We start from the raw sequence: 24648 nt of genomic DNA on the forward strand, positions 1-24648 counted from the left end.
CCTATTTTTTTAGATGTTGCTTAAATCAGACCTGACTATGGATTTAAACATACGTTCGCTATCTTTGTCAAAAAAAGAGTTCACTACCTATCTTTCGATAGTGAACTCTAGTTGAATTAACCTTGGTATAATTCTTGGATTGGTGACATAATGATACGGTTGATATCATCAATTAATTGGCTTAAAGCTTGTTCAGCTTCCATTAATGTTTTAATGGTTGCATTTTCGCCAGTTTTCATTGCCATTTCTTGTGCTTCTTTAATTTCTTCTTCTAAAATCTGTTCACCAGACATTTGTTTTTGTTGTAATTTGATTTGAATGTTTTGGAATTCTTTAAACATATCATCTGATTCTGGATTTTCTTTTACAGCTGCATAAGCTGTTTGCAAAGCTTTATATGCATCTGTTTCGCGTAAATCTCTTTCAAGTTGGTTAGCTGTATCATAAATATTCGTACTCATAAAAATGAAACACTCCTCTGATTTATATTGGTTGTTTTACTCTTTAACTATACCATTTCTATTCCATTTAATCCAACAACTTTAGTTAGAAAAGTAAGTTTTTTCTAGTTAATTCACGATAAATGTAACCTCTTACTTTAATTTTTCTTTCAGGCTATTGAAAAAATCACCTGTTTTTTCTTTGAGATAAGAAGAACCTTCATTAAATTTATTTTTCCAATACTTAGCTCCTTCATCAAAATCATCTTTCCATTTATCAACAGTTGTTTTATTTTGCTCTTTCACAATTTCAGAAGCGCTATTTGTATTAAAGGCAGTCATTGGTGTATTGGGTAAAATCCCTGCCATTTCTGCTCTAAAGATTGGGGCAACTCCTTCAGAACTCAAACCATCAAGATAATGATTTTCATCTGTACGATCATAACCAATCCATGTAGACAAGACAACATCTGGTGTATAGCCAACAATCCATTGATCTTTCGTTCCATTTTTGACACCAAAGGTTAGTTCTGTACTACCTGTTTTCCCAGCGATACTATAGCCACTTGGTAATGCTCCTTGACCAGTCCCATTTGTAAAGACTCCCATCAGCATGCTGGTCATATCTTTCGCAACTTCTGGTGTTGTCACTTTTTCAGTTTTAGGTTCGGTATTGTCCACAATCACAGCACCTGTTGCATCTACAATTTTTGTAATCAAATGTCCTTTAGAACGCTGACCTTCGTTGGCAAATACGGTATAAGCACTAGCCATTTGCATTGGTGAAACACCTTTGGTTAATCCTCCTAAAGCTAAACCTAAATAACGATCATCATTCGTTAAAGGAATTCCAAATTTTTTAACTTTCTGGAAGCCTTTATCCACTCCGATTTTATCCAATAACCAAACTGCTGGTGCATTGATACTTTGCTCAACAGCTTGATACATTGGGACTTTCCCTAAATAAACACCGTTGTAATTTGTTGGCATATAATTATCTGAACCATAGGCTTTCTGTTCATCTTCCAACATAGAATCAATCTTATAGCCTGCTTCTAGTGCTGGTGTATAGACTGCCAAAGGCTTCATTATTGATCCAGGTTGTACACGAATCTGCGTTGCTCGATTAAATCCTCTAAAGACATGCTCACCACGACCTCCAACTAAGGCATAGACACCACCTGTTTTAGGATTCATTGCTACTGAACCTGCTTGAGCTGGGGTTCCATCAGGGGCATACTGGAATAAACTATCATTTTCAAAAGTCGCTTGCATTTGCTTTTGATATTCTTGATTTAAAGATGTATAAATTTTATAGCCTTTATTTAAAATATCTTCCTCTTTTAAGTCATAATCATTAATTGCCTCATTAATTAAGGCATCAAAGTAATAGGGATACTGATAGCCGTTAGTCGAATTGTAAGTATCTTCTAACAATAAAGGTTCTGATTTTGCTTGATCCGCTTCAGCTTGCGTAATTTTTTTATTATCTACCATTAAACCTAAAATCAAATTCCGACGCTCAATTGAATTATCCATATGATCAATCGGGTTATAGTAACTTGGTGATTTCAAAATAGCTGCAATTGATGCCGCTTCACTGACAGTTAGTTCTGAAGCATGCTTGCCGTAATATTTTTGTGAAGCATCTTCAACGCCCCATACTCCATTACCAAAATAAGCGTTATTTAAATACATCGCTAAAATATCATCTTTCGTATATTTTTTTTCAATTTCAACAGCTAGAAAAAGTTCTTCTGCTTTCCTCGATAAGGTTTGATTTTGAGAAAGAAAAGCATTTTTAGCCAATTGTTGCGTCAAGGTACTCCCGCCACCAACAATGCTTCCACGATTGACGACATAGCCTACTGCTGCCCTGAGAATCCCTCTGACATCAAATCCCCCATGCTGATAGAACCGTTTATCTTCTGTGGAAATAACTGCATTTTGTAATGCTGGAGCAATCTTGTCTAAATCAACAAAGGTTCCCTTTTGGTCGTATAACGTTCCTGCTTCAGCATTATTTTCGTCATAGATTGTTGTTGTTTGTTCTAAACCGGCTTTTAAAGAAGAGACATCTGCACTTTTAGCTAAATACAATAAATAAATGCTGGTTACTAAAACAACTAATAAAATAGCTAGTAAAAAAATTTTATTAATATGATATTTTTTCCAGATGCGTTTTCGCCAGTGATGAATCTTACTTAAATAAGGACTTAACCACTGCCAGAAGAGCACCATTTGGATTTTGAATTTTTCAAAAAATGTTTTTTCTTCCATAATTTTTGATTCCATCCTTTTGTTTACGTTTATGTTTGTTCTTACTATCTGCTATTTTACCAAACATTTCCTTGATAAGAAATACATCTCTAGCAGGATTCTGAATTTCTAACAGACTCCTTTCCAATGTGTATTTAAAAAAATTACTTAAATCCAGTGAGATTAATTGCATTTTATTATTTTTACTTTATAATTTTAAACGAAGAGAGTAAAATTAACATAAAGACTTTTTTAAGATTACTCTAAATTTTTTAATGTTGACCCTAATGATGAAAGAGGTGAGCCCCTTGGGACAGAGAAGAATAGCTGGAATTTAACATGTTCTTCAAGATTGTTGGACAAAGATTATAGAATAGAAAACAAGTCATTCTGTTGCCAGTTGGTTAACTTTATTGTGTTTTTCTAATTTTTAGTCCTTGCTCTTAATAAACCTTGAAGAATTACTTTTACAAAAAAATCTAATGAAGAATTCAAGGAGGTGGAGCTTACGTTATCGCGTAAGCGCACATTTGTCAGTAGGAACAGGTATGATTGTATTTTTTATCGTTTTAATAATTGCCGCGATGTTTGTAATGTCTGAATTTGTTTTAGTTCGGATTCGCCCATCAAGGCTAGATTTTTTAATTGAGAATGGCAATAAAAAAGCGATTCTATTAAAAAAAATGACACAACATTTGGATACTTATTTATCCGCAACACAGTTAGGAGTTACCATTACTTCACTGGCTTTAGGTTGGTTAGGTGATCCCACATTTAAACGTTTGTTTGATGATATTTTTGCTACTATTAATATTCCAAGTTCAGTTTCAAGCATTCTATCTATTGTGGTGTCTTTCTCTCTATTAACCTTTGTTCAGGTCATTGTTGGTGAATTGGTTCCTAAAAACTTTGCTATCAATAAAACTGAAAAAATTGGATTCTTAATTGCTCAGCCACTTCAATTTTGGTATCGTCTAATGTTTCCAATTATCTTCTTATTGAATGGTGTTGCCAATGGAATTTCTCGTTTATTTGGTCTTAAAAGTGTCAGTGAATCAGATGAAAGTGTTTCAGAAGAAGAATTGCGAATTATTATGAGTGAAAGCTTAAAAAGTGGTGAAATCAATCATGATGAATACCAATTTGTTGAAAATGTTTTTGCCTTTGATAATCGCATGAGTCGTGAAATTATGGTACCTCGCACAGAAATGATTACTGTTTCAAGTGAAATGAGTTTACGTGAAATCAGTGAACTCGTTCGCACAGAACGCTATACGCGTTATCCTGTCATTGAAGATGGGGATAAAGATTCGATTATTGGCGTTATCAATACAAAAGAAATTTTCGCAGCTTATGTTAGTTATGTAGAATCAGGAAATTCAGATAACTTTATTTTAATCGACTATGTTCATCCTGTGATTTCGGTTATTGAAACAATTCCTATTAAAGAAATTTTAGTTAAAATGCAAAAAGAACGGAATCAAGTGGCCATTTTAGTCGATGAATATGGTGGAACCAGCGGCATGATCTCGATTGAAGATATCGTTGAAGAAATTGTTGGCGATATTAATGACGACTACGAAAGTACCGAAGAGCCTGAATTCAAAAAAATCGACGATCATCATTATATCGTTAGCGCTCGAATGTTAATTGATGATATCAACGAACTTTTTGGACTTGAAATTGATGAAGAAAATGTTGATACTATTGGTGGCTGGATGATGAATGAAAAATATGATATTGCAGAAGGTGATCAACTTACTTTAGGTCAATACATTTTTATCGTTAAAAAATCTGGAAAAAGCACCATTGAAACGATTGAAATTATTCATAAAGAAGTTCAAGAAGCTGAGAATAATGAAACAAAAGTAGAAAACGAATAAAAAAGAGCCTAGTTTCCACACTATTGATTGTGATGAAACTAGGCTTTTTTAGTTTGTTGCGTTTAAAAGTTATCTTAATTATAAATAAGATAGCTTTGCTAAATTCTTAAATAGGACTCTTGCAATTTTAATCAAGTATCCGTGTACATGAAATTTCTTTGGTCAGGCTATGAGTTCACATTTTTTATTTTAATCGTTATTTTTTTGTGCAGTTGGCATTATGTATAAGATTAAAAGAACCAGTGAACCAATATAAGGTATCACCTGTATAAAGATTAAGGACCAGTGAAATCCAGCATCTCTTAAACGTCTAATGGAAATAGCTAAGTTTGGCATAATAGTTGCTAAAATATAAATACTGGAAATACCTGTCAACATAAAAATAAATGCTGTATCTGTTGATTCTTCAAATCCTGTTGTTGCTCCAATTAGAAATCCCATCATACAAATTAAAATAACAATTAGAAAATTCAATAACCTAACATACCAATAATCAGCTCGACTAGATTCTCCCATAAAATTTGAATAATTACACCAAAATTTTTTATAAGCTTCAATCATCTAACTTTTCTCTCCTATCAACAAAACTAGATAAATTATACGCCACCTAATTCAATTGTATTTATTTTAAATTACCAACGTCATTATATACTGAATTTATGAAAAAATAAATAGGTTTTCCCATTCTAATTTGATAAGATCTAGCTTTTGCTTAGATTGTTTATACAATTGGATCCATAAAACTTATTATTCCTAAAATATAGTCTTTCATTTTCACTTTTTTAAGTTCTCTACATTTTTAACTCCTCTTCAAAATAATCGTTAAAACCAGACATAATTGTATTGGTAACACCCTATCTAAACCTTATAATTCTGACATAGTTATCCGACCAAATGATTAAGTCACCCCCTAGCAAAACGTCCCTAATCCATATTCCTTCCAATATAAAAACATCTCCTCTAGTACTTTATTTTGATACTCTTAGATTATTTCTTGACTTAAAACTTCAACTTTCTCAAAATCTTCAATCACTTGTTTCATAGTTATCTCTCCCCCATATTTCCATCAATTTAACATTTCTTTAAACAAAAAAATAGACCATGTGAACAATCGCCTTCATTGTTCACATGGTCTATTCTCTAAGATAAATAAGACTAATTGCTGATAAATTTGATCTCTTAATTTTACAATTTCTAATTTCTCAATTTTTTTCAAAACTAACCACCATTAAAATAGGTAGTTTTTTACTCTTACTATTTAGTTTTAGAACGATTTTTAACATTGCTATTTTTAGGTATATAAATTGGCGATGGATGTTCTTTTTTTCCATCTGAATTTCCTTCAAATTTGTTTCCTTCAATATTGCCAAAGACTGTATTGGCTAAAAAATTTTTAAATCCAGGTGTTTTCTTTTTTATTCTCATCCTTCTCACCACTTTCCATGTTGTATTATTACATAATTGTTACAAAAAAACTAGATTTTAATTCTAAAAAATAGTTAAAAATTCTTTAATTTAAACTAAAAAAAACTACCACAAAATCTAAAAATTAGATTTTGTGGTAGTTTAACTAAAATTCTTATTCAGGGCGAATCGATGTTTTCGTTAGAAATTCCTCATTATCTGGGCTAGTAGCATAACGCGTACCTGTATTTAAAGTTGCAATTTTCCCCATATCTTCTTCCGTTAATGAAAAATCAAATATCAGACTATTTTCTTTAATACGATGAGGTGTAACCGATTTAGGAATGACAATAATCTCGCGTTCAACATGCCAACGTAGCACAATTTGAGCAGGAGTTTTATTATATTTTTCTGCTAATTCTACTAAAATTGGGTTGCTTAACAAGTCATGTTTGCCTTGTCCAAGTGGCCCCCACGCTTCATGTAAAATACCTTCTTTTTTCATAAACTCATGTAATTCATTTTGTGGAAATTCTGGATGGGTTTCGATTTGATTAATCATTGGTTTGATTTTTGCATGAGCCAATAAATCTTCTAAGTGGTGGATTTGAAAATTCGATACACCAATAGCTTTGATTTTTCCAGCTTCATACAAGTCTTCTAATGCATGCCATGTTTCAATATAGTTTGGTGATGGCCAATGAATCAAATATAAATCTAAATAATCTGTTCCTAAACGTTCTAAGCTAGCAGCAAAAGCGGCTTTTGCTTCCTCATAACCATGATCGTAGTTCCAAACTTTAGAGGTGATAAATAATTCTTCTCTAGGAATTTCTGTTTCCTTAATGGCTGTTCCTACAAATTCTTCATTATTATAAATCATGGCTGTATCCAGATGGCGATAGCCATCATAAATAGCTGTTTTAACAGCTGTTTTTAGTTCCTCTTCTTCTTTAACTAGAAAAACACCTAAACCTAATTGTGGAATTTTAACACCATTTGCCATTGTTAAACTTTTCGTAATTGCTTGTTCCATTAATTGTCACGTCCTATTCTGTCGAATTTAACTTGATTAACGTTTTCTACTTAATCTTATAAAAGAGAATCATCTAAATCTTCATTATCTGCAAAAAAGGCTTTTAAATCGGCTTTTAATTGTGTGATTGCACCTTTTTGATCACTTTCAAAATTCAAAACGAGTAGTGGCTCATGTAAACTCAAACGCAACAACAACCAACCTGAACCATATTTCCCTGAAGTATTCACTCGAACGCCTTCTAAATTTCGCGGTTCAACATCTAAATCAACAGATTTATAAATAAATCCTCTAAAATCCTCTAAGACATTAGCACCAACCAACGTTAAATCATCCGAAAGAATTTTAAATCGAACTTCATCTGTTTCAACTGGCTGTTTTAAATCAGCAATTAAATCGCTGAGATTTTTGCCTTCCTTTTGTAAGGCTGCATCTGTCATGAGTATCTTAGCAACCAAATATGCACCATCATCCAAGAAATAATTTTCTTTTAACGCCGCATGCCCACTAGTTTCAATCGCTAAAGAAGTTGGAATTCCATCTTTATTTAGCTGAATCGCCCGATTAATCACATTACGATAACCTGTAATATAACGATTTTGCTTTCCGCCTAAACTTTCAATAAAGGTTTTTAAATGCTCAGAAGTTGTTGAATTTGTGACAATCGTCGTTCCAGGATTTTCTTTAATCAAAATCGCTGAAATCACTGCAATTAAATTATTTCGATTAAAAGGTTTCCCCTCATGATCTACTAATGCCGAACGATCAACGTCTGTATCAAAAATAACACCTAAATCAGCCTTATGAGTTCGTACTGCTTGCTGAATACTCATCATAGCCGTTTTATTATCTGGATTTGGAATATGATTTGGAAAATGACCATCAGGTTCTAAAAACTGACTTCCCTCGATATTCGCCCCTAACACAGCTAAAACATCTGTTGCAAAAAAGCCACCGGCACCATTTCCCGCATCAACAATAATATGTCGACCTTTTAATGGTTCTCGATAATTTTCTGAATCATTGATTCCTTCACGAATTTTTTCAACTAAATCACTAGCGTAATCTTTCAGTAGAAATCGATGGTTGACAAAGCCTTGCATATTCCCCCAGTAAACATATTGCCAATCTGCATGTTCTAAGATATAGGTGATATCTTCTTTTTCAGCGCCACCCTCTTTAGTGAAAAACTTCAAACCGTTGTATTCATAAGGCAAATGACTAGCTGTAATCATGATCGCTGCATCACAATCATAGTCTACATATTGTGTTGCCATAAACATAGCGGGTGTTGTTGCTAATCCAACATCAATTACTTCAAAATTCGCATTTACTAGCCCTTCGATTAAAGCGCTTTTAATTTTTTCGGCAGAAAGACGACTATCATGCCCAACAGCAATTCGTAAAGGATAATGTGGATCATCTACTGCTAACTTTTTTATTTCTTTTAACCAAGAAGCAAATCCGTAAGCAATTCGTTCAACCCGATCACTATTTAAGGAAACTACTTGTTTTTCAGTTTCAATTGCAATTCCGCGAACATCGGAACCGTTTTGTAACATCGTTAACATTGGAATACTAGACTCATTCATTCAATCATTCCCCCTATTATCGTTGATTATTGGTTAAAAATTCGTCCATTGATTAAAGTAATCATACATTTTTTGAGCTTCATCTTCATCTTTTGAAATCACTAAAATCGTGTCATTTCCCCCGACCGTTCCTACCATTTCAGGAAAATCAATGGCATCTAGTAAAGCCGCTACAACATGAGCATTTCCTGGAATCGTCATAATAATCGTCATGAATTGAACTTGTGTTAATCGAATCACTACTTCACCAATCGTCTGTTCTAATTTTTCTTGATCGGAAAGCTTGTTTTGTTGGAACAAGGTATATTTTACATTACCTTTTGAAGAAGTAGTTTTGACTAAATTCATTTCTTTAATATCACGAGAAATCGTTGCTTGCGTGGCATCCACGCCTTCTTCTTTCAAGTACTGTAATAATTCCTCTTGAGTAGCAACATCATGATTATTGATAATTTGTTTAATCACCAGCTGCCTATTTGTTTTCTTCATAATCAGAAAACCTCCTTTTTTAATTCCTACCTCCCATTATACCAAACGAAACGATATTCTGCTTTTATTTCCCATTCATTTTTATGAAAATGTGAAATAAAAAAATAATGTTGGCAATCTAGAGGTTGATTTGTTATACTATAGCTAATTTCATATCAGAATTTTGTTGACAGAGAGAGTAGATTTTTCATAAGGTTTTAAGCGAGTTGGGACGGTGGGAGCCAATAACTGTTGAAAGAAGGAAACGCACTTTGGAAGAAATAATTTGAACAGTTTAGTAGAATTATTCGGATTTGTTATCCGTTATCAATAAACAAGTGGTTTATAGCACAGCTATAAGCAACAAGAGTGGTACCGCGGGCCCTTTTACTCGTCTCTTATTTGAATTTATTCAAGTTTGGGCGTTTTTTTTATGCCTTTTTATAGACAAATCGAATGAAAACACAAACTATTGGAGGAATTTTTAATGGAATACAAATTAATTGTTGCTGAATTATTGCAAAAAGAAATTGGTGAAACCTTAACAACTGAAGAAATTTTCAATTTGCTAGAAAAACCAAAATCAGCTGAGTATGGAGATATTGCATTTCCAACATTCGCTTTAGCAAAAGCTTTTCGCAAAGCACCTCAACAAATTGCTGCTGAACTAGGCGAAAAAATCGCTGCTCCAGCGGTTAGTAAAGTTGATGTTGTTGGTCCTTATTTAAACTTCTTCTTAAATAAAGAATTAGTTAGTGCTTCTGTCTTAAAAGAAGTGTTAACTGCTGGCGCTGATTATGGAAACCAATCAATCGGATTAGGTCAGACTATTCCAATCGATTTGTCTTCACCAAATATTGCCAAACCAATCTCAATGGGACATTTACGCTCAACTGTAATCGGAAATTCAATTGCGAATATCGTTGAAAAAATTGGCTTTAAACCCATTCGGATTAACCATTTAGGTGACTGGGGTACGCAATTTGGAAAGCTAATTGTTGCCTATAAATTATGGGGCAATGAAGAAAGTGTTAAGGCTGAACCCATCAATGAATTGTTACGTCTTTATGTAAAATTCCACGCTGAAGCTGAAGAAAAGCCTGAATTAGATGATGAAGCACGTGCTTGGTTTAAAAAATTAGAAGATGGCGATGAAGAAGCCGTTGCGCTATGGAAATGGTTCCGTGAAGAATCATTGGAAGAATTTAATCATATCTACAAATTATTAGGTGTTGAATTTGATTCATTTAATGGTGAAGCATTCTATAATGATAAGATGGATGAAGTCATTGATTTATTAGAAGAAAAACATTTGTTAACTGTTGATAATGGAGCAACAATTGTTGATTTAGAAAAATACAATTTAAATCCAGCCTTAATTAAAAAGTCAGATGGAGCAACCCTTTATATTACCCGTGATTTAGCTGCAGCTATTTACCGTCAGCGCACATATAACTTTGCCCAATCTCTATATGTTGTTGGGAATGAACAAAGTAATCACTTTAAACAATTAAAAGCCGTTCTAAAAGAGTTAGGTTTTGATTGGTCAGATGATATGCATCATATTCCATTTGGTCTGATTACTCAAGGTGGGAAAAAATTATCTACTCGTAAAGGGAAAATCGTTTTATTAGAAGAAGTTCTGAATGAAGCTGTTCATCTAGCAAACCAACAAATTAGTGAAAAAAATCCTGATTTGGCGAACAAAGATATTACCGCTAGTCAAGTTGGAATTGGAGCCGTTATTTTCCATGATTTGAAAAATGATCGTTTAAATAATTTTGACTTTACATTAGAAGAAGTCGTTCGTTTTGAGGGAGAAACAGGTCCTTATGTTCAATATACTCGTGCAAGAGCTATGAGTATTTTGCGTAAAGCTGGTGATCTCGATGACACCCTACCAGATTCATTGACACTAAATGACGAACATAGTTGGGAAGTTATTAAATTATTACAAGAATACCCTACTACTGTTTTACGTGCGTATGAAAAATTTGAACCATCTGTTATTGCAAAACATGCTATTCATTTAGCACAAGCCTTCAATCGTTATTATGCACAAGTAAAAGTATTAAATGACGATGCTCAAAAACCAGCTCGTTTGGCTTTAGTTAAAGCTATTACGATTGTCTTAAAAGAAGATTTGCGTTTATTAGGTGTTGGTGCACCTGACGAAATGTAAAAAATAACTTGTTAAACTAGGAAGTAGAATCACATTGTTGATTCTTACTTCCTAGTTTTTTTATTTTATAACGAGTTCTTTTTATTTTAAGGTACTTTTAAGTTAAAGACTTTATGATACATACATAGGCGAGTACATTTGCCATTATTTATGATAACTATATGAACTAAAGGAGTTTAACTATGAGTAAAAATAAACATATTTTTGAACGTCGTGAAAAAAAATACCGTATGTCATTACCCCAATTCGACGCTCTCTATCAAGATTTGTTACGGTATATGGAGCAAGATGATTGCGGACTGCATACAATTTGTTCACTCTATTACGATACTGATGATTTCCAGCTGATTCGTCATTCTATGGATAAACCTGTTTACCGAGAAAAATTCAGAATTCGTAGCTATGGGGTTCCTTCACAACAAGACAAAGTTTTTATGGAACTGAAGAAAAAATTCAATGGAGTTGTGTATAAACGTCGTGCTGCAATGACTTTAGCAGAGACATCTGCGTATCTAACTTCTGGTGATTCACCAATTGCTAATGAACAAATTATGCAAGAAATCGATTGGTTTTTAGCACGTCATAAGTTAAGCCCTAAAGTAATGATTGCTTATGATCGAGTGGCTTTATTTGGCAAAGAAGATCCTGATTTTCGGATTACTTTTGATTTCCGTGTTCGTTGGCGTAATGAAGACCTAGATTTAAGTGCTGGTGATTATGGAGCTTGTTTATTACCAGAAGACGAATGTTTAATGGAAGTCAAAGCTCTAGGATCAATTCCCTTCTGGCTAAGTCAGATTTTAGCTAAACACCAGCTCTACCCTGCCTCATTCTCAAAATATGCCAACTGCTATAAACAACACTTATATATGGAAGGAAAGATGAATTATGTTAGCTAGTATTTTACCATCAACAACCGGAGATATTACTGTTTTACAAATTTTATTATGCACAGCCACTTCATTGATTTTAGGAATTGGAGCTGCTTCTGTCCATATGTATCGCAATGTTTACACTAAAAGTTTTATTGTTACGTTAGCTATTTTACCTGTATTAGTCCAAACGGTGATTATGTTAGTCAATGGGAATTTAGGAACTGGTGTCGCTGTTTTAGGTGCCTTTAGTTTGATCCGCTTTCGTTCAGTAGCCGGGGGTGCAAGAGAAATCAGTAGTATTTTCTGGGCAATGGGTATTGGCTTAGCAACAGGAATGGGCTACCTAGTTTATGTGGCGCTTTTCTCAGTAATTATTGGTACAATGCTACTTCTATTAAACACCCTTCATTTTGGTCAAAATAAAACAGCAGAAAAATCCTTAAAAATTACAATTCCTGAAAATTTGGATTACACAGAACTATTTGATGATTTATTTGAAAAATATACCTATACTTCGAGTTTAACTCGGGTGAAAACAACGAATATGGGAAGCTTATATGAGTTGGTTTATCAAATTATGTTAAAAGATACTGCCCAAGAAAAAAACTTAATTGATGAAGTGCGCCGCCGGAATGGCAACTTAACGATTATTTGTGGCAAAGTCGCTACTAATAAAGATGAACTTTAAACTAACTGAAAGAGGTGCTTCATTATGAAAATATTTCCTAAAAAAATTGTACTGGCAACATTGATATTAGTCGCTTTAGCTGGTTGCGGAACTAAGAATGAGACTAGTTCAACGGATACAAATAAAACAACAGCAACTCAAACTAGTGCATCCACCACTACAACAGACAAAGCTAAAGAATTATCAGCTGTTTCAAAAGCTGATACAAGTGGCTTATTTGGTAGCTATAGTGATACCGATAAAGAAACGACTTGGGAGGAAGGAAACGCAACAAAAATCACGTTGCAACAAGATGCTATCAAAATCGACGGCTCTGGTGCAGCAGCAACAGATAGCACGGTAACCATTACAGCTGCTGGAACTTATATACTAAGCGGCTCTTTAAGTGATGGACAAATTAGTGTAAATGCTAATAAAGAGGATACTGTTCGTATTATTTTAAATGGTGTTGACCTGACTAGCACTACTACTGCTCCAATTTATATTCAACAGGCCGATCAGACGACCATTACATTAGCTGATGGAACAAAAAATACCGTCAGCGATGCAACAGACTATGTCTATCCAGATGCAACTACAGATGAACCAGATGCAGCAATTTTTAGTAAAGATGATTTAACGATTAATGGGACTGGTTCCTTAACGGTTAACGGCAATTACAAAAATGGAATCACTAGTAAAGATGACTTAGTTATCACTGGAGGAATCTTCAAGGTAACCGCTAAAAATAATGGCATTCGTGGAAAAGATTCACTATCCATTTTAGCAGGAACATTTGATATTGAAGCTGAAAACGATGGACTTCAAGCAACCAATGCAACTGATCTTGAGCAAGGATTAATCAATATTGATGGTGGAACTTATCAAATAAAGGCAGGTCATGACGGCATTCAAGCTGAAACCAATTTAAATATTTCTGATGGAACATTTAAGATTACGACTGGTGCTGGTAGTGAAGATGCAACAAAGAAAAACAATTCGACTCAATCAACCAATGCAACCTCTGATTCTGAAACTTCAGATAGTTATAAAGGTCTGAAAGCTGGTAGCAATTTAGTCGTCAATCAAGGAACATTTACAATTGACGCAGAAGATGATGCTCTTCATACAAATGGGACAATTACAATTAATCAAGGAATTTTTGACATTGCTACTGGTGACGATGGCATTCATGCTGATGATACCTTAACTATTACAAATGGAACTATCGCTATTAAACAATCTTATGAAGGACTAGAAGCAGCCACTATTGCTATTTCAGGTGGTGATATCCAAGTTGTGAGTTCTGATGATGGTATCAATGCTGGTGGTGGCAGTGATGGCTCTACTGATGGACCAGGACCAGGTGGACAAATGGACAACTTTGCTCCAGGTAATAGTACTAGTGGTGATTATTTATTAACTATTAGTGGTGGAACCATTCAAGTTGATGCATCTGGTGATGGACTTGATTCAAATGGTGATATTCAAATGAGTGGTGGAACTGTTTTAGTGAATGGTCCAACAGATAGTGGCAATGGTGCATTGGATTATGATGGAACTTTTGATTTAACTGGCGGTGTGTTAGTTGCTGCTGGAAGTTCAGGAATGGCTGAAATGCCTAGTGATTCTTCATCTCAATCTTCTTTAAATTTAGTTTTCTCTAATGCACAAAAAGCTGGCACTCTTATCCATCTTGCTTCTGATTCTAGTGAGGAACTTATGACATTTTCTCCAACAAAAGATTTTCAATCAATTATTGTCAGCACACCAAAACTAACTGAAAATACTAGCTATACTCTTTATTCTGGTGGTAGTCATTCAGGCAAACAAACAGGTGGTATGTATCATGATGGAACCTATACAAGTGGGACTAAATTAACCGAAGTTACCCTTTCAACAACCAATACTAGCATCTCAGAAACAGGAGAAGCTGTTACTACTGGAATGGGCGGTGGTATGGGAATGAGAAATGGCGGTGAAACACCTCCTAAGCAACCTTAAATAAATAAGCTAAGAAGTTGAGTGTTATTTCCTCAATTTCTTAGCTTATTTTAATAAAAAATAACGAAAGCGATTACTTTACGAACATTAGTCATTTTTTTAGAGATTTCTCTCAAAAAAACTTGCTTTTACTGCTAAAAACGAATATCATAATAGATGTCTTTAGTAAATATTCGTTTTTAGGAGGATTTATCATGTCAAAATTCTTTCAATTGAAAGAAAATAATACAACGATTCAAACAGAAATTATGGCAGGACTTACAACCTTTTTAACAATGGCTTACATTATTGTTGTTAATCCTGTTATTCTAAGTTCTGCTGGTGTGCCATTTAACCAAGTTTTTATGGCAACAATCTTAGCAGCAATTATTGGAACAGGTTGGATGGCTTTAGCTGCTAATTATCCAATTGGAATTGCTCCTGGTTTAGGAATGAATGCTTACTTTGTAACAGTTGTTGCTAGTGGTGTTGATTATAAAACGGCTTTCGCCTCAGTCTTTATTGCGGGAGTGCTTTTCTTACTATTATCTTTTACTAGCTTACGAGAAAAATTAATTATCGCGATTCCAGAAACATTAAAATCAGCGATTACAGCAGGAATTGGACTATTTATTGCTTTCGTTGGCTTACGTTTATCTGGTGTCATTGTTGCCGATCAAGCAAACTTAGTTAAACTTGGTGATTTGAATAGTTTAGGTGTTATTTTAACGTTAATTGGGATTATGTTAAGTGTTGTTTTAATGATTTTAAATGTACGTGGTGCATTATTTATTAGTATGATTGTGATTGCAATTATTAGTTTTTTCACTGGTCAAATCAAATTTGATGGTTTTATGGCGTTGCCTGATTTTGGTCATCAATTAATGATCACAAATCCAATCACCCCTTTTAAAGATGTGATTGAAAATGGCTTATACGGAGCTGTTCTTTCTTTCTTATTAATTACAATCTTTGATACAACTGGAACCATGATTGCTATTACTAAGAAAGCAGGTTTAATGAAAGATGGCAATTTAGAAAATGCTAAACAAGCTCTTCTTGCAGATGCAATTGGAACTACTGTTGGAGCTGTTTTTGGAACAAGCCCAACAAGTGCATATATTGAGTCTGGTACAGGAGTTGCTGCAGGTGGACGAACTGGTTTAACTGCTTTGACGATAGCTGTTATGTTCGCTATTTCAAGCTTTTTCTTCCCACTTGTTAGTGCAATTTCAAGTGTTAGTGCGATTACCTCACCTGCTCTTGTTATTGTAGGTTCAATGATGATGGCTAGTGCCGCAGAAATTCATTGGGATGATATGTCAGAAGCATTTCCAGCTTTTATTGTCATTGTAACGATGCCATTAACAAACAGTATTGCTACAGGATTGGCTTTAGGTTTTATCACTTACCCAATTACTAAAGTTGTAACTGGTCAAGCAAAAGCTGTTCATCCATTAGTTTATGTCTTTGCAGTATTATTCTTTGTTCAACTATTTTTCTTAGGCGGACATTAAAATAAACGATTAAAAAGCGTAAAAGTAGACGTCATTCTTCTACTTTTACGCTTTTTTATTGATTTAATTAAAATAATCTTTTGAAACGCGATTACCCTACTCATGAAATTCAGTCATCTTTGACTTAGAAAATTTTGCTATATTTGGCAAAATAATCTTTTGATTCCATCAAATTCTTCTTTCATTTATTTAACTAGGCTAAATTTTTTAACGCTAATTGAAATTCCATTATTACTTGTTTATCTTCTAAATCCTCTTGTATTTTTAGCCACTCATACGCTTTTGTTAAGACATCGATAGAAGCCTGATGAGTCTGGCTATGTTTTAAATATAAGGCCAATTGTTCCTCAGCCTCTGGCAATAAACTAATTCCAAGAACGGGTCCTTCATCTAATAAACAAGAGAAAATTGCTGTTATTCCATTAAATTCAGCTTCCGTAATCATTTCTTTTTGTAAATAATGATAAAGCTGACCTTTTTCAGCGCAAATTCTTCCAAGATACATAGCTAAATCGCCTGTTAAACAGCCTTGCTGAATAATCCAATCCCGGGTTTCATTATTAGTGACTTCTAAACGTGTAATAGCATGAACTTTGCCCCAACCTAAAGAACTTTTAGCATACTCAAAGCACATCTGATTGCTACTATTATTTGCTTCAAGAGTAATCAAACTAAACAAGGTAAACTCATCATAATAACCAACTTCTCTAATTTTTTGTAGCAATTCATTTTCCAACGTTAATTCAATTAAACTAGCTAACATAATTCCACATTTAACTAACTCTGTTGTCTTACTAGCCGTCACTAAGTAATCACTTAATTGATATAGCCCCTTACTATTGAATTCATCAATTCGCTCTACAATAGCTGTTAATAAGGGATCTGCTAGTGTAATGATCCGAATATCTGTTAGCCAATTCTCTAATTTTCTGATTGTCCATCTAGTTTTATGATAGCTTAACTTTTTGATTAATTCTACAATTTGATTAACAGCGTCTTCTGCATAATCGGTTCCCATGTGGTACAAATAAATTCCATCTTGAGCGCCAGCAGCAAATTGAAGTGTGCCAACTTGTTTTCTAACTAAGTCTAATTGACTCCCTTTAAGGGTATCACCATTATTTTTTAAACTTTGATGAATTTGCTGATAAATTGATGGTTTTATTTTTATTTTCATTGTCATTCCTCTTCTCTTTCACTTATTGTCTAAAGTATAAAAAAAGTTGTCTAGATTATCCTCTATAAAAAGTTGCGCAATTTATATATAGAAAAAGACACCTCATAAAAGTGTCTTTTCACTCAGATTAATCTAATTTGTCATTTTCATAATGATGAGTCAATTCCATATTTTCAAAATTTTGTTGACGCAGTGCTTCATACACTAAAATCGCAGCTGTATTAGAAAGATTTAATGAGCGGACATGTTCGTCATTCATTGGGATTCTCAAACATTCTTCTTCATATTCACGCATAAATTCTTCGGGTAACCCTGTTGTTTCCTTTCCAAAAACAAAATAATGATCTTCTGTAGAATCAGATAAATCAACATCACTATAAACTTCATGCCCAAATTTTGTAATTAAATGTAGCTGACCTGACTTTGCAACCTCTAAAAATGCTGCAAGATTTGGATGATACTGAATTGCCACATCATTCCAATAATCTAAACCTGCACGTTTTAGATGTTTATCATCTGTTGAAAAGCCTAATGGTTCAATTAAATGTAAGGTACTATTTGTGGCAGCACATGTACGTGCAATATTCCCTGTATTTGCTGGGATTTGTGGTTCAAATAAAACAATATGATTTGGCATTTCTTTTCCTCCTGAAACGAAATTTTACGCTTTCAATTTAGTAATCGCTTGTTGAAACTCAAGTTGAGCTTCCTCATCACTTTCTTTTTGAAAGGCTTCTATTAAAAAGCTTACAATCTCATCATCTTCCTGACTTGCGATTTGTCCAACTGCCCAAGCAGCTGTTCCACGAATAACAGGTCTAGGATCTTCGGCAATACATCTGAGCAACTCTGGCAAAGCAGTTTTATCACGGTAATTAGCCAATGCAATAATAGCATTCCGTTGAATAGGTTTCTTCCCACGCCACGATCCAGCCATTACACCAAAACGCTGCTTAAATTCTTTATTGCTAATGGATAATAAAGGTTGTAAAAGTGGTGCAACATCTTCAGGAATGGGTTCCATCTCCTCATGAAAATGAAAATCTTTGCCTTTATTATAAGGACAAACCATCTGACAAATATCACAACCATAAATAATATGTCCCATCTTTTTACGATACTCTAAAGGCATCATTCCTTTAGTTTGAGTTTGGAAAGATAAACAACGCTTGGCATTCATTCGTCCATCCCCCAGTAGAGCATCCGTCGGACATCCTGTGATGCATCGAGTACAATCGCCACAGCCATTAGGTACTGGTTCATCAGCGGCAAAAGCTAAATTCGTAATAATTTCACCTAAATATACATAAGAACCAAATTCTTCGGTAATCAACAAACCATTTTTACCAATAAATCCCAGCCCTGCACGTTGAGCAACAGCAACATCTATTAATTCTCCTGTATCTACCATTGGTTTAAAGGTCACTTCTTCTTGAGCTTCTTCTTTGATATAGGCAATTAAACGATCCATCTTTTCTCGCAAAATATCATGATAATCGGTTCCCCACGATGCTCTAGCAAACTGTCCGCGCCGTTGACCTTTAACACGTTCTGGTACATTTGTCATCTTAGTTGGATACGCTAAGGCAATCGAAATAATCGAGCACGGTTGATCAAAAATCAATTCTGGATAAATCCGCTCTTTAATATTAGGATGTTCAAATCCTGAATGATGTCCTACTTCTTGTTGTTTTTCTAGTTTTTCTTCTAGTTCTATAAATGGTTCTGCTGATGCAAAGCCAATTTTGTTAATCCCAATTCGCTGACTCTCAGCGATTATTCGTTCTTTTAGTGAGAGGCTTGTTCCACTCATAATTGGCAGCAACTCCCTTCCTCAACTGACTAGGATTTGTAACTCAATCTATTATCCTACATTATTTTATAGCATTATTTGGACTAATTCAAATAAAAAACAAAAAAACGTACCACTTCGGTGTCTAGCACTGCGAAATGGTACGTTAGTGAAGCTTAACATGACTCACTAACTTTTATCAAAATCTGATGGATCTCTGATAAAAACGAATGAATTAAATAGCTTATTGATAATATAACACCACTATGGAACTCTTGCAACCCATTCAATATAAAACTAACGTTGTAAGCGTTATCTGACTATTTATTGTTCACAATTCGTTCACATTGTCGTCACAATTTAGCTTAACCAATCAAAATACTAACATCAATTGTTATAAAATTCAACGGATGAGCATTCGCATATTCTTTTGCAGCGGGACTTGCACCCCAACCTAAGGGAGTCATTTTAACTAGATCTTTAAATAATTCTTCAGTTAATTGGAACTGATAGCGGCAATTAATCACCTCTGAATCTGGAAAATGTTCATTAAACTTAGCTAAAACGTCATTATTTTGATAGCTTTGTTTGTCCACTTGATCTTGATAAAAAAGTTTTCTTAATTCAACTAAATAGTCCTGATTAGGAATTACCTTGATTAATTTACCATCATGCTTCAATAAACGTTTAAACTCCTGATAATTGGAGGGTGAAAAGATGTTTAAAATTGTATCATATTGATGAGATGCAAATGGTGATTGAGCCAAGTCAGCCACACACCAAAAAGCACTAGTAAAGTGACTGCTAGCCAAATTAATGGCATCTTTAGAAATATCAAAACCAATTTTAGAACCCGTTAAGCCTAATTTAGTTAAATAGTCTAATTGTGAACCTTCTCCACAACCAACATCTAATGTCGCTCCTTGCAAAGCATTCTCGTTCATTACTTTATAAATCTGATCCAATAAAGGATTAAACAATCCTGCCTGAGCAATTGTAAACCGTGAGCTTAGCATCTCTTTATCATATTCATTTTTAGCACCACCTGCCAAAAAATATAAAGAACCTTTTTTAGCTACATCAAAAGAATGACCTTTTTCACAATAAAAACTATTGCCTCTCATTTCTTGAAAAGCATTTTTACAGACTGGACATTGAAAAAGTGCTGTATTATTTGTTAAAAAATCAATTCCTAGTTCTATTTTTTTCAAAAATGTACCTTCTCTCTATTTTGGCTAACTTTAATATACTCTATATACGGATTTTATTTACTAGAATTTTTTGCGCCATAGCTATTTTATCATTAAATGCTAGAACATTCACCTCTAGTATTAATAATAGTTGTATAAGTTAATCAAATAAAAAGGATCACAAAAGCTTTATTTCGCTTCCATTTTATAAGTTATGCTATACTGTGTATATAAAATTTAAGGGATGGTGTTTCATGAATACTGAAATTGCAAATTTTAATTATTATAATCCAACAAAAATTATTTTTGGAAAAAATCGGATTGAAGAGTTAGCTACCTTAATTCCTAAAGGTGAAAAAGTACTTATTACTTATGGTGGCGGTAGCGTTGTTCGTTTCGGTACATTGGATAAAGTAAAAGCAGCTTTATCTGAATTTGAAGTTGGTGAATTTGGTGGCATTGAAGCCAATCCAACATATGAAACGTTGATGAAAGCTATCGAATTAGTTAAAGCTGAAAATTACACGTATTTATTAGCTGTTGGCGGTGGTTCTGTTATTGATGGTACAAAATTCATCGCAGCCGGCGCTTTATTCGATCGTAATCCTATTCATATTTTTGGTGCTGGATTAGGAGATAAAGACCCTATTACAAAAGCTTTGCCATTTGCTACTGTTTTAACGTTACCTGCAACAGGTTCAGAAATGAATAGTGGTGGTGTGATTACATTTGTTGAGAAAAAAGCAAAATTAGGCTTTGGTAGTGGCGTTACTTTCCCTCAATTTTCAATTTTGGATCCTGAGCTGACTTACACATTACCTACCCGTCAACTTGCAAATGGAATCATTGATTCATTTGTTCATATTATGGAACAATATCTAACTTATCCTGTTGGAGCGATGGTTCAAGATCGTTTTGCAGAAGGTTTGTTGCAAACCTTAATTGAAATTGGCCCTAAAGTAATTGAAGAAGATAATCATGATTATAATTTACGAGCAAACTTTATGTGGACTGCTACAAATGCTTTGAATGGCACTCTTTCTCCTGGAGTTCCTACTGACTGGGCTTCCCATAGCTTAGGTCATGAAATTACTGCACTTTACCATATTGATCATGCTCGTACACTTGCTATCGTTTTGCCTTCATTAATGGAGATTCGTAAACATGAAAAATTAGGCAAATTGGTTCAATATGCAGAACGCGTTTGGCATATTCCTACTGGTACTGATGATGAAAAAGCAACTCAAGCAATTGCCAAAACTCGTGAATTCTTTGAAATTTTAGGCGCACCTACTCATTTTAGTGATTATGAGTTAGATAGTGAAGTAGTTGATTTATTAGTAGGGCAACTAGAAAAACATGACTTAACGCAACTTTCCGAACGTCACGATCAAACTTTAGACATTAGCCGTGAAATTTATCGAAATGCTCTTTAAACTTTAACGACACAAAAATCAGTTCCTTCTCTATTGTTCAAATAGAGAAGGAACTTTTTTTATTTTTATAATTATGATTCATTTAACAGTACAAAGATGATACACTTACTCTATCTTATATTTGGGGGGATAACTGATGAAAAAGAAAAATTTATTGCCAGTTTTACTATTATTTATTATGGTTGGGTTAATTGCTTGTGGAAATGGTGGTAAAACAGCTTTTACTTTTGACGATTTTGAAAAAGCATTAACAAAGGAAAAATTAGTTGTTGGGGAACGAAAAAGCAAGATGCCTGAAGTTATTGGTGCTAAAGAAGGTTTTGCCTTACCTGTAAATAATAAAAATATTGAAGTTTATCAATTTGAAAAAGGCAGTGAACAGCTTAAAGAAATTACTAAAAATAAAGCTTTTGAAATTAAAGGCATAGCTAAAATCCCAGTGGAAGTGAATGGTAATTATATTTTAATTCCTGCTGAACATCCTGATAAAGAGAAAATTATCGAAATCTTTAACAGTTTTGATGGAAGTAAATAAGGAAATATATTGCGATTAAATACTCTATTATAAAATAAAAGTATTTGAAGCAACTATTATCCTCTAAAAATCACTAAAAAATCCTGTGAATTCTTTCTTAAATGTTGAATTCACAGGATTTTTATTATTTACTGACTTTTATCTAATACTACTTCTGTAAAGATAGTTTTGTAATAATTCATTACAAGTATTCTTAGTTTCTATTAAACTCTTAAATCTTGTTGATACAATTCTTTAACTTGTGTAGCAATTAAATAGCTCGCTTTATTTCCAGCTCCATCATATTTAATATTCGCTACATAATAACTGTTGGGCGTAGTTTTACTCTGTACAATTGATCCCACTCCAACTAAATTTGATGGGGTTGAGAAATTACCAATGCTTTCCCAACGAACTCCTGTTGCTAACTTATATGCAAATTTTGATAAACCCACTACTGCATTCCGCTTGTCGACAATATAAAATGACATCCCTTTACTTTCTTTGAAACCTGTTGGGATTGCTACTCCAGAAGTATCAAGTTGCGCTCCTTCACGGATCAGAACAATATTACTTACACCAAAATCATATTGTAATTCTACTAAATCTGTTTTCTTGATTTCATAAACATTTGTAGCTAATAAATATTTTTCTTTCGTGCCACCGTGTGACTCAATCCCAATCGTATAATAACTCTTCGCTTTATCAGCTGCTGTGACAGTTGCTCCATCTAAAAATTTTGTTACAGTAGATTTGATAGTTAATATACTATTTAATAGAATTCGTTCTCTCGGTTCATTCACATCATCTTCACTCAGCCATTGCGTTCCTGTTGCTAATAAGACGTTAGCTCCTTTGTCTACTGTGTAATAGTTTTTTTCAGCAAGATATGTTGGACTTTGAGTAAATTTCTTTTGCATTTTCTGTCATATTTTCTGCCATTTCTTTTCCCCCCTAAATTTTATATTAAAAGGTTTCACTAGCACGTTGCTTTTCAATACACTTATAATAACAAATGGTTGATCTAAAAGACTTACAGATTCTTTATAAATTTCACACATTATCTGGATAAAAATTCTTAAAATCACAAAAATTCCATGAAATCTATTCGTTCAAATACTGATTTCATAAAAATTAACTTTCTGATCTAATGAACTTAAATCAATAAGCTGAACGAGTTTAGCATATACTGATAGCAATGATGAAAAAGCAACTCATGCAATTACCAAAACTCAATTCAATGATTATGGGTTATATAGTGACGTAGTTGATTCATTTGTGGGATAATTATAAAAATGCCATGATCTAACTTTAAGCATTAGACTTAAATCCTCTCTCTATTTTAATTGTTAGAGTTAGATAGCTTTTATTATTTCTATTCTTTTTTTCTGGTCAAAATATATTTAAATGTAATAAAGTATGTAAATTTTATAGCATTTATTCTTCATTAACGGAAAAAATTAACTAGCTACAGTCTCTTATAATTTCATTTTTAACAACATTTGTAATAGTCTAATGAGATACTTTTGTACAAATTAAGACAATAAAATTAGAGTAAACTAAAAAAATAAATTCTCGTATAGTGACCAAATTGTACATATGATATAATTATGTAGTTAAATAAATTATATTATGAATATTTTACGTTTTGAAGTGGTCTCATCTGTTATTTTATTCAAAAAGAAGGAGCTTATTATGGCAAAAATCATTAAAATTGACGCTGAAAATGGGATTATCACTATCGGTGAAAAAGATAGTTCTGTTATGGAAGTAAGTATTGAAAGCCTTGAGTTTGAACCAAGAATGGGACAATTCGTTGAGGTTTTTAAAACAGAAACGGACATTATTGTTCATCCAGCAGAAGAACAAAACACACAAACGAATCAATCTGGCGAAGGAATTAACATTAATATTGTTAATGACAATAACAATGCATCAAACGGATTAGTTTATGCATCTGGAAAAATTGTTAATAAAGTTGTTTATATCGTTCTAGCACTTCTACTTGGTAGTATTGGCGCTCATAAATTCTATTCTGGTAAAATTTTAGCTGGTATTATATATATTCTATTTTCATGGACAGTTATACCTGCTTTACTTGGACTTATTGAAGGAATTATAGCAGCATTTAAAACACCTGATTCAAACGGAAATATTGTTGTTTAAAAAAAGCCCACGGGCTTTTTTTTATTTAGCATCCTATTTTCTGTTTGTACATATAACAAGCAACTAA

General features: G+C 33.5%; 21 protein-coding genes and 1 other annotated feature. Of the genes, 9 read left to right on the forward strand and 12 right to left on the reverse strand.

The window, feature by feature from the left end; translation table 11 throughout:
* Window positions 1–116: 116 nt before the first annotated feature.
* Complete coding sequence (locus BR43_RS02240; RefSeq protein ID WP_034559013.1) at window positions 117–461, reverse strand: YlbF/YmcA family competence regulator; 345 nt, start codon at window positions 459–461, stop codon at window positions 117–119.
* A 132-nt stretch (window positions 462–593) separates the two neighbouring features.
* Window positions 594–2720 carry a PBP1A family penicillin-binding protein gene (locus tag BR43_RS02245; protein WP_034559014.1) on the reverse strand — a complete coding sequence of 709 codons (2127 nt, stop codon included), beginning with the start codon at window positions 2718–2720 and terminating at the stop codon, window positions 594–596.
* Window positions 2721–3247: 527 nt separating this feature from the next.
* Here BR43_RS02245 and BR43_RS02255 point away from each other — a divergent pair.
* The gene (locus BR43_RS02255) at window positions 3248–4582 is read left to right on the forward strand and encodes a hemolysin family protein (protein WP_245617798.1); all 1335 of its coding nucleotides are present in this window, start codon (window positions 3248–3250) and stop codon (window positions 4580–4582) included.
* Between the two features lie 189 nt (window positions 4583–4771).
* On the opposite strand, the gene BR43_RS02260 is transcribed toward BR43_RS02255, so the two are convergent.
* The 5 genes from BR43_RS02260 to argR form a co-directional block, all read right to left on the reverse strand.
* The gene (locus BR43_RS02260; protein WP_034559017.1) at window positions 4772–5143 is read right to left on the reverse strand and encodes a DUF805 domain-containing protein; all 372 of its coding nucleotides are present in this window, start codon (window positions 5141–5143) and stop codon (window positions 4772–4774) included.
* A 693-nt stretch (window positions 5144–5836) separates the two neighbouring features.
* Window positions 5837–6007: a hypothetical protein gene (locus tag BR43_RS19805; protein ID WP_157463911.1), complete on the reverse strand. Its 171-nt coding sequence runs from the start codon at window positions 6005–6007 to the stop codon at window positions 5837–5839.
* A 154-nt stretch (window positions 6008–6161) separates the two neighbouring features.
* Window positions 6162–7022, reverse strand: a complete 861-nt coding sequence (locus BR43_RS02265) for an aldo/keto reductase (protein WP_034559018.1) — start codon at window positions 7020–7022, stop codon at window positions 6162–6164.
* Between the two features lie 56 nt (window positions 7023–7078).
* The gene (locus BR43_RS02270) at window positions 7079–8614 is read right to left on the reverse strand and encodes a phosphohexomutase domain-containing protein (protein WP_034559019.1); all 1536 of its coding nucleotides are present in this window, start codon (window positions 8612–8614) and stop codon (window positions 7079–7081) included.
* Window positions 8615–8647: 33 nt separating this feature from the next.
* On the reverse strand, window positions 8648–9103 hold the full coding sequence (argR, locus tag BR43_RS02275) for an arginine repressor (RefSeq protein ID WP_034559021.1): 456 nt from the start codon (window positions 9101–9103) through the stop codon (window positions 8648–8650).
* A gap of 157 nt (window positions 9104–9260) precedes the next feature.
* Window positions 9261–9484 (forward strand) — a binding site (T-box leader).
* Between the two features lie 85 nt (window positions 9485–9569).
* On the opposite strand from argR, the gene argS reads away from it, so the two are divergent.
* From argS to BR43_RS02300, 5 genes are all read left to right on the forward strand, one after another.
* A complete protein-coding gene (gene argS, locus BR43_RS02280) occupies window positions 9570–11264 on the forward strand; it encodes an arginine--tRNA ligase (protein ID WP_034559023.1) in 1695 nt (564 codons plus the stop codon).
* Window positions 11265–11446: 182 nt separating this feature from the next.
* A complete protein-coding gene (locus BR43_RS02285; protein ID WP_034559025.1) occupies window positions 11447–12163 on the forward strand; it encodes a polyphosphate polymerase domain-containing protein in 717 nt (238 codons plus the stop codon).
* Window positions 12153–12827, forward strand: a complete 675-nt coding sequence (locus BR43_RS02290) for a DUF4956 domain-containing protein (protein WP_034559027.1) — start codon at window positions 12153–12155, stop codon at window positions 12825–12827. Before BR43_RS02285 ends, BR43_RS02290 begins: the two co-directional genes overlap by 11 nt.
* Before the next feature lie 24 nt (window positions 12828–12851).
* Window positions 12852–14810: a carbohydrate-binding domain-containing protein gene (locus BR43_RS02295; protein ID WP_034559029.1), complete on the forward strand. Its 1959-nt coding sequence runs from the start codon at window positions 12852–12854 to the stop codon at window positions 14808–14810.
* 194 nt (window positions 14811–15004) lie between these two features.
* Window positions 15005–16306: an NCS2 family permease gene (locus tag BR43_RS02300; protein ID WP_034559031.1), complete on the forward strand. Its 1302-nt coding sequence runs from the start codon at window positions 15005–15007 to the stop codon at window positions 16304–16306.
* Between the two features lie 193 nt (window positions 16307–16499).
* Here BR43_RS02300 and BR43_RS02305 read toward each other — a convergent pair whose 3' ends face one another.
* The 4 genes from BR43_RS02305 to BR43_RS02320 form a co-directional block, all read right to left on the reverse strand.
* Window positions 16500–17483 carry a hypothetical protein gene (locus tag BR43_RS02305; RefSeq protein WP_034559033.1) on the reverse strand — a complete coding sequence of 328 codons (984 nt, stop codon included), beginning with the start codon at window positions 17481–17483 and terminating at the stop codon, window positions 16500–16502.
* A gap of 127 nt (window positions 17484–17610) precedes the next feature.
* On the reverse strand, window positions 17611–18120 hold the full coding sequence (trmL, locus tag BR43_RS02310) for a tRNA (uridine(34)/cytosine(34)/5-carboxymethylaminomethyluridine(34)-2'-O)-methyltransferase TrmL (protein ID WP_034559035.1): 510 nt from the start codon (window positions 18118–18120) through the stop codon (window positions 17611–17613).
* Between the two features lie 24 nt (window positions 18121–18144).
* On the reverse strand, window positions 18145–19296 hold the full coding sequence (gene queG / locus BR43_RS02315) for a tRNA epoxyqueuosine(34) reductase QueG (RefSeq protein ID WP_034559037.1): 1152 nt from the start codon (window positions 19294–19296) through the stop codon (window positions 18145–18147).
* 344 nt (window positions 19297–19640) lie between these two features.
* Window positions 19641–20486, reverse strand: coding sequence for a methyltransferase domain-containing protein (locus BR43_RS02320; protein ID WP_034559040.1), 846 nt, complete (start codon window positions 20484–20486; stop codon window positions 19641–19643).
* Window positions 20487–20719: 233 nt separating this feature from the next.
* Here BR43_RS02320 and BR43_RS02325 point away from each other — a divergent pair, with 233 nt between their 5' ends.
* Window positions 20720–21901, forward strand: coding sequence for an iron-containing alcohol dehydrogenase (locus BR43_RS02325; RefSeq protein ID WP_034559042.1), 1182 nt, complete (start codon window positions 20720–20722; stop codon window positions 21899–21901).
* Between the two features lie 136 nt (window positions 21902–22037).
* Entirely contained in the window at window positions 22038–22436 is a 399-nt protein-coding gene (locus BR43_RS02330; protein ID WP_034559044.1) for a hypothetical protein, read from the forward strand.
* 203 nt (window positions 22437–22639) lie between these two features.
* Here the strand turns inward: BR43_RS02330 and BR43_RS02335 are convergent, their stop codons facing one another.
* A complete protein-coding gene (locus BR43_RS02335; protein WP_034559046.1) occupies window positions 22640–23335 on the reverse strand; it encodes a hypothetical protein in 696 nt (231 codons plus the stop codon).
* Window positions 23336–24110: 775 nt separating this feature from the next.
* Between BR43_RS02335 and BR43_RS02340 the strand changes: the two genes are divergently transcribed.
* Window positions 24111–24581 carry a TM2 domain-containing protein gene (locus BR43_RS02340; protein WP_034559048.1) on the forward strand — a complete coding sequence of 157 codons (471 nt, stop codon included), beginning with the start codon at window positions 24111–24113 and terminating at the stop codon, window positions 24579–24581.
* Window positions 24582–24648: the final 67 nt, after the last annotated feature.

Source organism: Carnobacterium gallinarum DSM 4847, assembly GCF_000744375.1.
In the GTDB taxonomy this organism is placed as follows: domain Bacteria; phylum Bacillota; class Bacilli; order Lactobacillales; family Carnobacteriaceae; genus Carnobacterium; species Carnobacterium gallinarum.

Bases quoted from the DNA above. Each gene is read 5' to 3' on its own strand.
- queG (WP_034559037.1), bottom strand. From the start codon at position 19,296: ATGAGTGGAACAAGCCTCTCACTAAAAGAACGAATAATCGCTGAGAGT.
- BR43_RS02240 (WP_034559013.1), bottom strand. From the start codon at position 461: ATGAGTACGAATATTTATGATACAGCTAACCAACTTGAAAGAGATTTA.
- BR43_RS02290 (WP_034559027.1), top strand. From the start codon at position 12,153: ATGTTAGCTAGTATTTTACCATCAACAACCGGAGATATTACTGTTTTA.
- argR (WP_034559021.1), bottom strand. From the start codon at position 9,103: ATGAAGAAAACAAATAGGCAGCTGGTGATTAAACAAATTATCAATAAT.
- argS (WP_034559023.1), top strand. From the start codon at position 9,570: ATGGAATACAAATTAATTGTTGCTGAATTATTGCAAAAAGAAATTGGT.
- BR43_RS02245 (WP_034559014.1), bottom strand. From the start codon at position 2,720: ATGGAAGAAAAAACATTTTTTGAAAAATTCAAAATCCAAATGGTGCTC.
- BR43_RS02295 (WP_034559029.1), top strand. From the start codon at position 12,852: ATGAAAATATTTCCTAAAAAAATTGTACTGGCAACATTGATATTAGTC.
- BR43_RS02265 (WP_034559018.1), bottom strand. From the start codon at position 7,022: ATGGAACAAGCAATTACGAAAAGTTTAACAATGGCAAATGGTGTTAAA.
- BR43_RS02340 (WP_034559048.1), top strand. From the start codon at position 24,111: ATGGCAAAAATCATTAAAATTGACGCTGAAAATGGGATTATCACTATC.
- BR43_RS02285 (WP_034559025.1), top strand. From the start codon at position 11,447: ATGAGTAAAAATAAACATATTTTTGAACGTCGTGAAAAAAAATACCGT.
- BR43_RS02260 (WP_034559017.1), bottom strand. From the start codon at position 5,143: ATGATTGAAGCTTATAAAAAATTTTGGTGTAATTATTCAAATTTTATG.
- BR43_RS02255 (WP_245617798.1), top strand. From the start codon at position 3,248: ATGATTGTATTTTTTATCGTTTTAATAATTGCCGCGATGTTTGTAATG.
- BR43_RS02330 (WP_034559044.1), top strand. From the start codon at position 22,038: ATGAAAAAGAAAAATTTATTGCCAGTTTTACTATTATTTATTATGGTT.
- BR43_RS19805 (WP_157463911.1), bottom strand. From the start codon at position 6,007: ATGAGAATAAAAAAGAAAACACCTGGATTTAAAAATTTTTTAGCCAAT.
- BR43_RS02335 (WP_034559046.1), bottom strand. From the start codon at position 23,335: ATGCAAAAGAAATTTACTCAAAGTCCAACATATCTTGCTGAAAAAAAC.
- BR43_RS02305 (WP_034559033.1), bottom strand. From the start codon at position 17,483: ATGAAAATAAAAATAAAACCATCAATTTATCAGCAAATTCATCAAAGT.
- trmL (WP_034559035.1), bottom strand. From the start codon at position 18,120: ATGCCAAATCATATTGTTTTATTTGAACCACAAATCCCAGCAAATACA.
- BR43_RS02270 (WP_034559019.1), bottom strand. From the start codon at position 8,614: ATGAATGAGTCTAGTATTCCAATGTTAACGATGTTACAAAACGGTTCC.
- BR43_RS02300 (WP_034559031.1), top strand. From the start codon at position 15,005: ATGTCAAAATTCTTTCAATTGAAAGAAAATAATACAACGATTCAAACA.
- BR43_RS02325 (WP_034559042.1), top strand. From the start codon at position 20,720: ATGAATACTGAAATTGCAAATTTTAATTATTATAATCCAACAAAAATT.